The organism is Rhodoferax sp., assembly GCF_034520025.1.
In the GTDB taxonomy this organism is placed as follows: domain Bacteria; phylum Pseudomonadota; class Gammaproteobacteria; order Burkholderiales; family Burkholderiaceae_C; genus Allorhodoferax.
Map to the genome: position 1 here is coordinate 404,113 of NZ_JAXHNZ010000002.1, position 12,760 is coordinate 416,872.

Consider the following 12,760-nt stretch of genomic DNA (forward strand, 5'->3'; position numbering starts at 1 on the left):
GGGGTGGACTTTGCGCTGACCTGCACTCCGCCGATACGTCCGCGCCGGTGATTATTTGCTATAAAAAAGATAGCGAATAGTGCAGGTAATACGAGCGCCAGAGTCGGTTTCTGCTGAAATGTTTCCCTGTGGAATCTCAATGGAAACCACTGTGCCTGACTGCGGGGTGCTTTCAATGCTGAGTCGGGCCTTGTGCAGGTCTGCAATCAATTTGGCGGTGCTCAAACCCAGCCCGAAGCCGGGGTGTTTGCCGGAGCTATCTGCCCGGTAAAAGCGCTCGAAGATGTGCTGTTGCACCTCGTGTGTCATGCCTTGGCCGTGGTCTTGCACGCGTATCCGTACGCCACCCGGGTTGTCTGCGTCTTCGCTCAGCGGCCCTACGGTGAGGGTGACTTGCGTGCCCTGTGGGCTGAAGGCATAGGCGTTATGCAGCAACTCGTTGACCGCCGTGGTGATCGCGACCGGGTCAACACGGCACCAAGGAATGGGGTCGTGGTGGACCAGTACCGGTGGCTCACGCCCCTCGGGCAGGTCCAGTAGGTGAGCGGCAGTGGCACACAGGGCCCCGAGGTCGGTGTTGCGGGTGCGCTTCACGTCCAGGCCGTTCAGATCCATCTCTGACAGGTCCAGCATGCGCTGCAGCAATTGGTTCAGGCCCTGGGACTTGCGCAAGATGTGCTGACCCATCTCTTTCGCCATGGCGGCACTTTGCTCACGCGTGGCCAGCAGGTCTGCGTAACCGTGAATCACTGTCAGTGGAGTGCGGATTTCGTGGGCCGCAAACGACATGAATTGCGATTTTGAGCGTTCGAGTTTTACTTCGGGCGAGGTGTCGTGTAGCAGCACGATGGTGCGCAGTTGCGGGTCTTCGAATGCATGGATGCGCATGTCCAAGTAGCGCTCAGGCAAGTCCGCGCGGGACGGCACCAGATCGCGATACACATGGTGTTGCTTCTGGTTGCGCACACTGAGCATGCTCTGGGTGACGGACAAGGCCTGTGCCTGTGCCAATTGAAAATTGCGCCCGATATGGCGTGCCACCGTGACGTAGCTCTGCCGGTCCTCGCCGGCGGGCAGGCCGATCAGGTCAAATCCTTTGTCATTGCCCAGCACCAAGAGGCCGTCGGCATCAAAGCCCATGTAGCCCTGATTGGTGGCCTCGAGCACTGATCTCAGTTGCACCGATTGCTGCTCCAGGCGCAGGTTGGTGTGCTGTAGCGCGGCGTCTGTGGTCTGCAATTCCCGGGTGCGCCTTTCCACCGCAAGGGTGAGCAACTGGGTAGCGCCACTGAGCACCAGGCTGGCTGCCAGCGTCACCCAGGTGAAGAAGATCCCCACCGCCATCGCCAGAAACGGGGTTTTGCTGAGTTGCTGACGCCAGAAGTGGCCACTGGGTTGGGCCTCGAAGCGGTAGTGGCGGTCGCTGAACGACAGCACCTCGGCATTAGGCCTCGGTGCCTGCAGCGCCAACAAGGGCCAAGCGTGTAAGGGGTTGCGTATGGGGGGTGCCAGCACGGTGCTGTCTTCAAATAGGAGTTGGCCGTTGGCGGATGGCGTTTGGTCCACAAAGCGGTAGGCCACCACTTCCGGGCCGCTTGTGTCGCCATCCGGCACCCTGAATTGGCTAAACCGCAGCGCGGCAATTACGCTGCCCACCAGGCTTTCCATGCGCAACACCGCCACTGCAAACCCAACTGGCAAGCGGGTGCCGGCCCGGGGTGCCGCGTCGTAGAGGGGACTCAGGTAAAGCGCACCCCAAGACTTGCCATGCTCTTGGGCAAGCTGAACCCGGGCCGTTGTGGCGGGACGGCCTGTGGCAATCGCCTGGTCGATGGCGTCGCGGCGCACCGAGTTGGCATAAATGTTCAGGCCCAGCGCTGGTCGGTTGAGTTCGAGTGGGGCGATGTGCTCCACTGCCACATAGAAAGCAGCCTGTGCGCTGCGCACCAAAGTGCCCTCCGCCGTGCGATCCCGCAAGCCGGCGTCCGGGCCATAGACCGCGCGAAGGCGGGTCTCAAATCGCGCCCGGTCTGCATCGGCAACCAGGGGGTTCCAGCTCAGGGCTTGTACATGGGGGGCGCCGGCGCGGATGGCGGCTGCCATATCTGCGAAATCGTCGGGTTGCGTCTGCAAGCTGGTTCGCAAATGGCTATGCAAGATACCTGCTGAGGTTTCAATACTCTGCAAATCGGTAGAAATGCGTTGGGCGAGGGCAGTGTTGGAGTCTTGCAGTCGGGCTAGGGTCAACCGCTCATCGGTCCACAGCGCCCGGGCGGTGAGTGCCAGTGTCAAGGCGGCGGCCAATCCGACCAAGAAGGTCACGCGCCATTTGCGCGCTTCACGCCAGGTGTCATCCTGTAGCCAAAGAATGGTCATGGGTAACACGATTGCAATGCCCGCCCATTCCGGCAACAACAGTGCCGCCGCCTGCAGGCCCCAGTGGCTCACTGAAGGGGCGGCGGTCAGAAAGGCCAGACCCAGCAGATACACCCCGGTGCCGATACCAGCACCCAGCAAGCCGGCGCCGGCAATCTGCATACTCTTGCGCAAGCGACGCAATTTGCTGGGCAAAATTTGCATGGCCAGCACCGCCAGTCTTGCCACTTCGGTCTGGATCACTAGCGCGGTGGCCCCCAAGGCAGCCAGCCAGACTGCCTGGTGATCGGGGCTGGCGTTCCCCAAGCACAAGTCCCAGGCAAAGCGGGCAAGCCAGAGGCCGGGCAGCACTTGGCGACCGCACATCAGCGCACCCGCGACCGCCACTCCCGCAGCCGCTGAGCCCGCAACCGGGAGGGGATGCGGCAGCGCAAACAGCAGGTGCAGTAGCACGGCTACCACCAGGTAGCTCAAAGCGCACACCCCATTGGCGGCCCACGGGGGCAAACCCATGAGCCAAGCGGCGGGCTTACTCACCGTGAGAGCGGAGATATTGGGGGAGGACATGCGTTTTATTTTAAATAAAAATCACGTTAAAACATTATAAATAATAAAAATGAATCATTTTTTGTGGTGAATCTGCAGGTCCGGTCGGAGCGTCAGGCGGCGATGCGAGGGCATTCAGACGCCACCACCGATAATCGGGGGATGTCATCTCCCAAAGTTCTATTCGGCTTTCATGCCGTCGGTGTGCGTTTGAAGACCGCGCCAAAGTCCATCGTTGAAATTTATTACGAGCCCACCCGCCGAGATGCCCGTATGCGCCAGTTTCTGGAGCGGGTGGCTGAGGCAGGCGTCCGTGTGATTGAAGCCGATGGCATGCGCCTGGCCAAACTCGCCGGCAGCCACGGGCACCAAGGTGTGGCCGCGCGGGTGCATGAGCTCAAACAAGTGCATTCGCTGGATGAACTGCTCGAAAACCTCGAAGCCGCCAACGCCGAACTCCCACCGGAGCAACGTACCCAGCCCCTGATTTTGGTGCTGGACGGCGTGACAGACCCCCACAACCTGGGTGCCTGCCTGCGGGTGGCCGATGGCGCGGGTGCCCACTGCGTGATTGCCCCCAAGGACCACGCCGCCGGCATCAACGCCACGGTCGCCAAAGTTGCCAGTGGAGCGGCTGAGACGGTGCCGTACTTCATGGTGACCAACCTGGCGCGCACGCTCAATGAGCTCAAGGAGCGCAACATCTGGATCATCGGCACCAGCGACCAGGCTACCAGCAACCTGTACCAGGCCGATCTCAAAGGCCCGGTGGCCCTGGTGCTGGGTGCCGAGGGTGACGGCATGCGCCAGCTCACTGCCAAGACGTGCGATCAGCTGGTCAGCATTCCGATGCAAGGCGCGGTAGAGAGCCTGAATGTGTCTGTGGCCAGCGGCGTGTGCCTGTACGAGGCGCTGCGTCAGCGCTCTGTGGCAGCCCCCGCATTTTCTAAACTGGGAGTGTGACGATGTTTGCTACTAAATTGAGAGCAGCTTGCGCAGTTTTAATGGGCGCTGCGCTCCTATTTGGCTTGGCCGCCTGTACCCAGGAGCAACAGAACAAGCTGGGTCGCGAGATCCAGAACTGGACCGGCACCAATGGCGTGTTAGAGTTCTACGCCGGGGACAAGCTGGTGCGTCGTTTCATCAAAATCGACAAGCTCAGTACCGCCATGGGAACCGACGACGGCAAGCCACGGCCTTACCGCTTTGGCTATGGAGTGCTGGACGAAAACCTGAACTTCACCGCGGACAGCGGCGAGAAAAAGGTGTATTTCGAAATTAGCGACTACGGTTCCAACTACCTGTTCTTTGAGAACCCGCGCTAAATCCAGCCCACCCACCCGGCTATGGCACCTGCACCCAGCAGCCATAGCAAGTGGATCTTGGTTTTCCACACTAAGAGCGTGCTTACCGCCGTAACGGCCCAGAGCGCCAGGTGGTGGGTGTCGGCTTTGTGGTTGGCCGCCAGAATCCAGCCGGTGGCCACCAGCAGCGCAATCACCAGGGGCGCCATGCCCTGCTTGAAGGCGCGCACGGCGCGCAGCTCCCGGTTGCGGTGACCCCATCGGGATGCTGTGAACGTGAGAATGCTGCTGGGCAGCATGATGCCCAGCATCGACAAAAACACGCCCAGCATGGCCAAGCCCAAGCCATACCAGCCGGCGCCGAGGCCGCCCGCTGCGTTGAGGCCGATCGTCCAACCCAATAGCGGCACAAACAAAATGTTGGGCCCGGGCGCCGCTTGTGCGAGTGCAATGCTGTTGCTGAACTGCCCGGCGTCCAGCCAACCCTTCTCGACCACCAGAAAGCGCTGCATATCGGGTGCCGTGGTGATGGCGCCGCCCACCGCCAGAAGCGAGAGCGAGGCGAAGTGCGTGAAGAGCTCGAACCACTGGGCAGCAGTCAGGGTTACGCTCATGAGGCCTCCTTCTTGGCCGCCAGATGGCCCAGGCATCGGAAGGCCCAGATGCATCCCACGCCGCCCAGGCCCAGCAAGACCCAAATCAGAGGTACGCGCAGCAAAGCCACCGCGACAAAAGTGGCGGCCATTAACGCGAGGCAGGCGCCCAGGCCCATGACATTGCTTTTGAGGGCAGGTACCAAGCGCAGGCCGGCGGCGATGATGAGTCCAGCCGCTACCGCGCCCATGCCGCGCAGTGCGCCTTGGGCTTGCGGGTTATCGGCTACTCCGGCAAAGGCGGCCGCCAGTATCAGCACCAGAACCAGCGGAAAGCTCAGCATGCCCGCCACACCGGCCAGCGCGCCGCGCCACCCGAAGTAGCGGTCGCCCAGCATGAGAGAGAGGTTCACCACATTGGGGCCTGGCAGGATCTGGGCTACGGCCCAGTCTTCCACAAACTCTTCGGTGGTGAGCCATTGTTTGCGATCAACCAGTTCGCGCTGCGCGACCGCCAATACGCCGCCAAAGCCCTGCAGGGCGAGCAGCGAGAAAGAAACAAACAGATCCGTTTTGGAGCGGGGCGCCGCGCGCGGAGTGGGGCTTGGGGTGGTAATTGGGCTGTGCGGCATGCAGGCGGATTAGGTGGATTGCCCCACCACAGTGAACTGGGCGCTATTGTCGCGCAGCCACTGTTCCGATCGGGCGCCATCCTGCTGGCTCGGGTGAAAGTCTTCGCGTAAATACTCGCGCCAAAGGGCGTGGTTGCTGCTGATGAGCCCCCCGTCGCCAAACAAAAAACGTGCGCCGCTGCGCCAGGTACTCCAGCGGAACAAGGCCTTGTCGTGCCAGAGGTTGCGCACGGTTTGCCGCACCACATCGCTGAAAAAGGTGATCGTGATGTAGCGGAACAAGCGCAGCCGCCATTCATGGTTGCCACCGATCGCGTGGTACACATCAAATGCGGTGCTACGGTGTTCACTCTCTTCGGCGCTGTGCCAGAGCCACAGGGTTTTGAGGCGCTCTTCGCTGCCTTCCAGGGCCTCGGGGTGGCTCAGCATCCAATCGGCAAAGATCGCTGTTAGGTGTTCGGTCGCCGCGGTAGCTGCGACATGGATGCGAACATCGCGGTGGGCATTTGCCTGCAATCGCCGGGTGGCGCGCCGCTCGAGCGCATTGTCAAAACCCTACTGGGTCAGTTGTGCATTGAACAAGCTGTGGATGCGACGGTGGGTCGCCTCTTGGCCCACAAAGCCCTGTACCTCGGTGGCAAAGCGTGCACGCTGGTCTTCTGGCAAGGTCTTGAGGCCGGCGCGGACCGAGTCCATAAAGTACTGCTCGCCCAGCGGGAAGCTCATGGACAGCGCATTAAAAAACGCACTGCGAAATGCATCGCCCCCATTCCAGCGCACTGCAAATGGGGTGTTCAGATCGATCAAAATTCTGCGGACAGTCAGGTCGGTCATACAGTGGCCTCTGGGGTTGCAGGTTGTGCGGGCAGTTCGCGGAGCTGGGTTGCCACCCAATGAATCACGGCCGGTGTGCTCACCATTTGCACGTGACCTATACCCTCGAAGATTACCGGCTCCACGCCGGGCAGGACCTGGCTCCGCTGCGGAAACACAATGTTGTCTTGCGGGGTGAGCGCAATACGGAGCAGAGCGCGCCGTTCAGGCGTCTCGGATTCTTTCAAGCCTTGCAGCCAAGCGCTGTTAAACAGCATTTGGCGGCCATTGGGTGTCGTGGCTTTTTTGGCGGCTTTGGTGCCGGCATGGGGAGTGCCCAGCGTCAGGACACGGGCAACCCGTTCGCTGCCGTGTTGTCGCATCCACGCGCGAATCGCCAGCCCGCCCATGCTGTGGCCGACCAAGGCCACCTGTGTCTGGCCGCTGTGCTGCAACAGCTGTTGAACCGACTTCTCAATGTGGGCCGCATAGTGGTCTATCGAAATAAACATGGGTTCCAGATTTATCGCCAACACGGTGTGCCCTTGGGCCTGCAAGCGGGGGGCTATATCGTCCCAGAGGCGGTGATTGCACAGGTAGCCATGCACCAGCAACACCGGCACCCGGGTGGGGCCCGGGTCAGCAGGCAACAGGGGCGGGCGCTTGTCAGCCCAAGGTTGGCGCAGCACAAAGGTGCGGAAGTTGGCAACAGTCTCGCCCCACCAAGCCCGGTAAAACGCGCCCGCTGGTTCTGCATCAGCGCGGCTCTTCCACATGGTGTAAGCAGTGCTCAACACCACGGCCAACCATGGCAACAGCACCGTGGCAATGAGCATATCGCCCGTGGCTCCATGCCAGAGCATGGCCAGGCCCACTCCGGCAATCACCAGAGCGAGTAAAAAACGTTGCAGCAGTTTGGCGAGCATGGGTAGGTGGTTTTACGGTTGTCAGTACACCGGCTCGAAGCGCCGGATGGCGGCCCGCACATCATCGCTCAAGGCAAAACCGCCTCCGAATTGTGTGGCCAAAGCGGCCGCCCGTGCCTCAAAGGTGTCTATCCCCATGCCATAGATGAACTGCATGGCGCCACCGGTCCAAGCCGGGAAGCCGATGCCGAAGATGGAGCCGATGTTGGCATCGTGCACGCTGGTGAGCACGCCCTCGGCCAGGCAGCGCGCTGTCTCCACCGCCTGGCGGTAGAGCAGGCGGTCTTTGAGGTCGGTGATGTTCCATGCGACATCGGGCTTTTCGAACAGGCCTTTGAGTTCGGGCCAGAGGAACTTCTTGGCACCTTTCTCCGTGGGGTATTCATAAAAGCCCGCTCCACCGGCGCGGCCGGGGCGGTTGTGCTGCTTCACCATTTTCTCGACCACAAGTTCACCGGGTGTGGCGATATAGGTCATGCCCTCGGCCTCAAAGTCTTTTTTGGTTTGGTCCATGACGTGCAGGCTCAAGGTGAGGGCGGTTTCGTCCAGCACGGCCAAGGGGCCCACGGGCATGCCGGCCTGAATGCCCGCATTTTCAATAGCAGCGGCATGAATGCCTTCGCCTAGCATGGCCGCACCTTCCATCACAAAGGTGCCGAACACGCGGCTGGTGAAAAAGCCACGCGAATCGTTCACCACGATGGGGAACTTGCCTAGCGCCTGCACGTAGTCAAAAGCGCGGGCCACCGTTTCATCGTCCGTGGATTTGCCTTTGATGATTTCGACCAGCTTCATCTTGTCGACGGGGCTGAAGAAGTGAATACCGATGAACTTTTCGGGTTTGGCGCTCGCTTTGGCCAGACCAGTAATCGGCAGGGTGGAGGTGTTGGACGCAAAAAATCCGCCCGGCGCCAAGAGCGGCTCGGACTCTTGGGTGACCTTGGCTTTGAGTTCGCGGTTCTCGAACACGGCCTCGATGATCAAGTCGCAGCCCTGCAGGTCGGCCACGCTGCCGGTGGGGTGGATCAGGTCGAGGATCTGTTGCTGTGCCTCGGGCTTCATGCGGCCCTTGTCGACGCGGCCTTGGGTGATTTTGGCGCTGTAGCTTTTGCCGAGGTCGGCCTTTTCCTGGCTCACGTCTTTGAGCACGGTGGTGATGCCCTTGCTGGCCTGGCTGTAGGCAATGCCGGCGCCCATCATGCCGGCGCCCAGCAGGCCCACTTTGGCAGGCTTGAAGCGGGGCACGCCAGCCGGGCGACTCTGGCCGCTCTTGATGGCATTCAGGTTAAAGAAGAAGGTGTTGATCATGGCCTTGGCCTGTGGGCCGGACATGAGCTTGGCCAGGTACCGGCTTTCAATGCGCAAGGCGGTGTCGAGGTCCACCTGCAAGCCCTCGACCATGCAGGCGATGATGGCCTCGGGCGCGGGGTACAGGCCCCGGGTGTTTTTCTTGATGACCGCGGGCGCAATCGGCAGCATGCCTGCCACGGCCGGGCTGCTGGGCAGGCCACCCGGAACTTTGTAGCCTTTGGCTTCCCACGGGTGTTGGGCCGCCGGGTTGGCGGCAATCCACGCCAAAGCCTTCGCTTTCATCTCAGCTGCGGCGTCGGGGCCGGGCGCTACCAGCTCGTGCACCAGCCCCAGGCCCTTGGCTTCTGAGGGGTTGAAGGTTTTGCCTTCCACCAAATAGGGCTGTGCGCCCATCAGCCCCAGGTGGCGTGTCATTTTGGTCACACCGCTGGCACCGGGCAGCAGGCCGAGGGTGACTTCGGGCAGGCCGAACTGGGTTTTGCGGTCGTCCACGGCGATGCGGTAGTGGCCCACCAGTGCCACCTCCCAGCCGCCACCCAAGGCCGTGCCGTTGAGCAGGCTGACCACGGGTTTGCCCAGGGTCTCGATGGTGCGGAAGTTACGCTTCACCCGCTCGATTTCTTCAAAAATGCGCGGTGCATCCGCTGGTGTCAGCCGCATGGCAGCCTTGAGGTCGGCACCGGCGAAAAAGGTGCTTTTGGCAGACGCCAGCAGGATGCCGGTGATGGTGTCTTTGTCCTCCAACACCTGTGCGGCGACTGCGTCCATGTCTTGCTGCCATTGCAGGCACATGGTGTTGACGGGGGAGTTCGGCTCATCAAAGGTGATGGTCGCAATACCGTGGTCTAGGGAGTAGCGAATGGTTTTCATAGTATGGATGCAAATGCTATAGATTTAGGAGCTGCTCGCGTTATATCAACGGGCGCTAGAGGTCGAAAAGGCTTCAAAGTCTCTCGACGATAGTGGCAATGCCCATGCCGCCGCCCACACACAGAGTGGCCAGCCCGTAGCGCAGTTTGCGGCGGTGCAGCTCGTCAATCAGCGTGCCCAAAATCATGGCGCCCGTAGCTCCCAGCGGGTGGCCCATCGCAATGGCGCCGCCGTTCACGTTGACCTTCTCGTGGGGCACCTTCATCTCTTTCATGAAGCGCATCACCACCGCGGCAAAGGCCTCGTTCACCTCAAACAGGTCGATGTCGTCTACGGTCAGGCCGGCTTTGGCCAGCGCCTTGCGCGTGGCGGGCATGGGGCCGGTGAGCATGATGGTGGGGTCAGCGCCGCTCAAGGCCGTGGCCACGATGCGGGCGCGCGGGGCCAGGTTGTGGGCCTTGGCAGCGGCTTCATTGCCGATCAGCACCGCGGCCGCACCATCCACAATGCCCGATGAGTTGCCGGCGTGGTGCACATGGTGAATGCGCTCCACCTGCGGGTAGCGCGTGAGAGCCACGGCGTCAAAACCCATGCCGCCCATATCGGCAAACGCAGGTTTGAGGCCTGCCAGGCCCTCGAGCGTGGTGCCGGGTTTGATGAACTCATCGCGCGCCAGAATGGTCTGGCCTAGGCTGTCTTTGACCGGCATGACAGAGCGGTCGAAGTAACCAGCAGCCTGCGCCTTGGTGGCGCGGCGTTGTGATTCCAGCGCATAGGCATCCACATCAGCGCGGGTAAAGCCTTCCAGTGTGGCGATCAGGTCTGCGCCTATGCCTTGGGGCACGAAGCAGATCTGGCTATTGGTTTCAGGGTCCATGGCCCAGGCACCGCCGTCGGAGCCAATGGGTACGCGGCTCATGCTTTCCACGCCGCCGGCCACCACCAGGTCTTCCCAGCCAGAGCGCACTTTCTGCGCTGCCATATTCACCGCCTCCAGGCCGGAAGCACAGAAGCGGTTGATCTGCACCCCCGCGCACTGAAAGTCCCAGCCGGCTTTCAAGGCAGCCACTTTGGGCAGCACCGCACCTTGGTCGCCCACAGGTGACACAACGCCCATCACCACATCGTCCACCTGCGCGGTGTCGAACTGGTAGCGCTGTTGCAGGTCCGTCAGCAGCCCTGCGAGCAGGGTGACGGGTTTGACTTCATACAGGCTGCCGTCTTTCTTGCCCTTGCCACGGGGCGTGCGGATGGCGTCAAACACAAAGGCTTCGGTCATGGGGTCTCCGGTGTTGTCGTGGGAATGCGGGTGCGCACGCTGGTGCTTGCACGGTGTTTTGCAGTATATTGTTTTTACCAAGCAAACGCTTTGTAAAAATAACTACTGACTTACCCTGAGGAAACACCATGATCGAACGCACCCTGTTCACCCCCGACCACGAATCTTTCCGCGACAGCTTCCGCCGCTTCATGGAGAAGGAAATTGCCCCCTTCCATGCAGACTGGGAAGAGCAGGGCTATGTCGCTCGCGAGGTGTGGAACAAGGCCGGTGAGAACGGCTTTTTGTGCATGACCATGCCGGAGGAATACGGCGGCTCCGAGGCGGACAAGCTGTACTCGGTAATCCAGATGGAAGAGCTGGCCCGCGGCGGCTTTACCGGTATCGGCTTCGGGCTGCACAGCGAAATTGTGGCGCCTTACGTCCTGCACTACGGCACGCCCGAGCAAAAAGCCAGGTACCTGCCCAAGTTGGCCAGTGGCGAGATGGTGGGCGCGATTGCCATGAGCGAGCCGGCGGCCGGCTCGGACCTGCAAGGCATCAAGTCCACCGCCATCCAGCAGCCCGACGGCAGCTACCTGCTCAATGGCAGCAAGACCTTCATCACCAATGGCTGGCATGCCGACCTCGTAGTGGTGGTGGCCAAAACGAACCCGGCGGCCGGCGGCAAAGGTACCAGCCTGCTGCTGGTGGAGCGCGGCATGCCCGGCTTCAGTGTGGGCCAACGCCTCAAGAAAATGGGCATGAAAGCCCAGGACACTTCCGAACTGTTTTTTGACAATGTGCGCGTACCCGCCGAGAACCTGCTGGGCGGTGCGGCCTATGAAAACAAAGGCTTTGTTTGCCTGATGGAGCAGTTGCCTTGGGAGCGCTTGCAGATTGCGATCGGCGCGGTGTCAGCGTCCCAGGCGGCCATCGATTGGACAGTGGACTATGTGAAAGAGCGCAAGGTCTTCAGCCAGCCGGTGGCCAGCTTCCAGAACACCCGCTATGTGCTGGCGGAGCTGCAGACGCAGGTGCAAGTGGCCCGCGTGTTTGTGGACAAGTGCTGTGAGCTGATCGGCAAGGACCAGCTCGACACAGCCACTGCCAGCATGGCCAAGTACTGGACCACCGACCTGCAGTGCAAGGTGATGGACGAGTGCGTGCAGCTCTTTGGCGGCTACGGCTATATGTGGGAATACCCGATCACCCGCGCCTATGCCGATGCCCGCGTGCAACGCATCTACGGCGGCACCAATGAGATCATGAAAGAAGTGATCACCCGGTCCATGGGGCTGGGCGGCAAGTAGGCGGGTGGGCGCTCGGTCGTGCGGCGCACCCGCCAGCGCCGGGAGTGGGGCGCCACTATGATCGCCGCATGACATTTGATGCACTCTTTCTGCTGGCCGGCCTGGCGGCTTTTCTGGTCGGGTCGTCCAAGGGCGGCTTGCCTGCGGTGGGCATGTTGGCGGTGCCTATCCTGTCCATGGCCATGTCGCCGGTTCAAGCCGCCGTGCTGTTGCTCCCCATTTTTGTGATCTCGGACGTGGCGGGTGTGTGGCTGTACCGCCGCGAATTCAGCCGGCCGAATTTGAAGATTTTGATCCCCGCCGGCATCGTAGGGGTGGGGGTCGGTTGGGCGACGGCTTCCATGGTTTCGGACCGCGCGATCATGCTGATGATTGGCTTGGTAGGGGTGGGCTTTTGTCTGAACCTCTGGTTGCGGGACCAGAGCGCAACCGTTGCGCAGCCACCGCACCGGGTCAAAGGCTGGTTTTGGGGAATTCTGGCGGGGTTCACCAGCTTTATTTCCCATGCGGGGGCGCCGCCCTATCAGGTTTACATGCTGCCGCAGAAGTTGCCCAAGGCGGCGTTTGCCGGCACGTCCACCATTGTGTTTGCGGTGATCAATGCCGCCAAAATCATTCCATACCAAAACTTGCGGCCCTATTCTGCGGCGTCCTTGCATTACGCCGCGTGGCTGGTGCCGTTTGCGCTAGTGGGGGCGCTCGCTGGGGCCTACCTGACACGGCGTTTGGCTGACCAGTGGTTCTACCGTATCGTGCAGGTGAGTTTGTTTGGGGTGTCGGTCAAGCTTATTGCCGATGCGGTGTGGATGGGTGCGTGA

10 protein-coding genes and 1 pseudogene are annotated in these 12,760 nt (G+C 61.3%); 4 read left to right on the forward strand and 7 right to left on the reverse strand.

All coding sequences use genetic code 11. The features are described 5' to 3' along the window. Window positions 1-51: 51 nt before the first annotated feature. Window positions 52-2,943: a CHASE domain-containing protein gene (locus tag U5L73_RS10175; RefSeq protein ID WP_322562247.1), complete on the reverse strand. Its 2,892-nt coding sequence runs from the start codon at window positions 2,941-2,943 to the stop codon at window positions 52-54. A 141-nt stretch (window positions 2,944-3,084) separates the two neighbouring features. On the opposite strand from U5L73_RS10175, the gene rlmB reads away from it, so the two are divergent. Together rlmB and U5L73_RS10185 are read left to right on the forward strand one after the other, a co-directional pair. Next, a complete protein-coding gene (gene rlmB, locus U5L73_RS10180; protein ID WP_322562248.1) occupies window positions 3,085-3,885 on the forward strand; it encodes a 23S rRNA (guanosine(2251)-2'-O)-methyltransferase RlmB in 801 nt (266 codons plus the stop codon). Between the two features lie 2 nt (window positions 3,886-3,887). Beyond that, complete coding sequence (locus U5L73_RS10185; RefSeq protein WP_416221298.1) at window positions 3,888-4,247, forward strand: hypothetical protein; 360 nt, start codon at window positions 3,888-3,890, stop codon at window positions 4,245-4,247. Here the strand turns inward: U5L73_RS10185 and U5L73_RS10190 are convergent. From U5L73_RS10190 to U5L73_RS10215, 6 genes and pseudogenes are all read right to left on the reverse strand, one after another. Continuing rightward, window positions 4,244-4,840 carry a chromate transporter gene (locus U5L73_RS10190; RefSeq protein ID WP_322562249.1) on the reverse strand — a complete coding sequence of 199 codons (597 nt, stop codon included), beginning with the start codon at window positions 4,838-4,840 and terminating at the stop codon, window positions 4,244-4,246. The genes U5L73_RS10185 and U5L73_RS10190 overlap by 4 nt on opposite strands. Beyond that, on the reverse strand, window positions 4,837-5,451 hold the full coding sequence (locus tag U5L73_RS10195; protein ID WP_322562250.1) for a chromate transporter: 615 nt from the start codon (window positions 5,449-5,451) through the stop codon (window positions 4,837-4,839). The genes U5L73_RS10190 and U5L73_RS10195 overlap by 4 nt, the downstream gene beginning before the upstream one ends. A gap of 9 nt (window positions 5,452-5,460) precedes the next feature. Then, window positions 5,461-6,285 (reverse strand): annotated as a pseudogene (locus U5L73_RS10200) (metal-dependent hydrolase). After that, window positions 6,282-7,190, reverse strand: coding sequence for an esterase/lipase family protein (locus tag U5L73_RS10205; protein WP_322562251.1), 909 nt, complete (start codon window positions 7,188-7,190; stop codon window positions 6,282-6,284). Before U5L73_RS10205 ends, U5L73_RS10200 begins: the two are co-directional and overlap by 4 nt. A 21-nt stretch (window positions 7,191-7,211) precedes the next feature. After that, on the reverse strand, window positions 7,212-9,371 hold the full coding sequence (locus U5L73_RS10210) for a 3-hydroxyacyl-CoA dehydrogenase NAD-binding domain-containing protein (protein ID WP_322562252.1): 2,160 nt from the start codon (window positions 9,369-9,371) through the stop codon (window positions 7,212-7,214). A 73-nt stretch (window positions 9,372-9,444) separates the two neighbouring features. Continuing rightward, window positions 9,445-10,650: an acetyl-CoA C-acetyltransferase gene (locus U5L73_RS10215; protein ID WP_322562253.1), complete on the reverse strand. Its 1,206-nt coding sequence runs from the start codon at window positions 10,648-10,650 to the stop codon at window positions 9,445-9,447. Between the two features lie 128 nt (window positions 10,651-10,778). On the opposite strand from U5L73_RS10215, the gene U5L73_RS10220 reads away from it, so the two are divergent. After that, window positions 10,779-11,942, forward strand: a complete 1,164-nt coding sequence (locus U5L73_RS10220; RefSeq protein ID WP_322562254.1) for an acyl-CoA dehydrogenase family protein — start codon at window positions 10,779-10,781, stop codon at window positions 11,940-11,942. Between the two features lie 68 nt (window positions 11,943-12,010). Then, entirely contained in the window at window positions 12,011-12,760 is a 750-nt protein-coding gene (locus tag U5L73_RS10225; protein ID WP_322562255.1) for a sulfite exporter TauE/SafE family protein, read from the forward strand.

Coding starts and splice junctions, on each gene's coding strand:
- U5L73_RS10190 (WP_322562249.1), bottom strand. CDS start 4,840: ATGAGCGTAACCCTGACTGCTGCCCAGTGGTTCGAGCTCTTCACGCAC.
- rlmB (WP_322562248.1), top strand. CDS start 3,085: ATGTCATCTCCCAAAGTTCTATTCGGCTTTCATGCCGTCGGTGTGCGT.
- U5L73_RS10215 (WP_322562253.1), bottom strand. CDS start 10,650: ATGACCGAAGCCTTTGTGTTTGACGCCATCCGCACGCCCCGTGGCAAG.
- U5L73_RS10225 (WP_322562255.1), top strand. CDS start 12,011: ATGACATTTGATGCACTCTTTCTGCTGGCCGGCCTGGCGGCTTTTCTG.
- U5L73_RS10205 (WP_322562251.1), bottom strand. CDS start 7,190: ATGCTCGCCAAACTGCTGCAACGTTTTTTACTCGCTCTGGTGATTGCC.
- U5L73_RS10210 (WP_322562252.1), bottom strand. CDS start 9,371: ATGAAAACCATTCGCTACTCCCTAGACCACGGTATTGCGACCATCACC.
- U5L73_RS10175 (WP_322562247.1), bottom strand. CDS start 2,943: ATGTCCTCCCCCAATATCTCCGCTCTCACGGTGAGTAAGCCCGCCGCT.
- U5L73_RS10220 (WP_322562254.1), top strand. CDS start 10,779: ATGATCGAACGCACCCTGTTCACCCCCGACCACGAATCTTTCCGCGAC.
- U5L73_RS10195 (WP_322562250.1), bottom strand. CDS start 5,451: ATGCCGCACAGCCCAATTACCACCCCAAGCCCCACTCCGCGCGCGGCG.
- U5L73_RS10185 (WP_416221298.1), top strand. CDS start 3,888: ATGTTTGCTACTAAATTGAGAGCAGCTTGCGCAGTTTTAATGGGCGCT.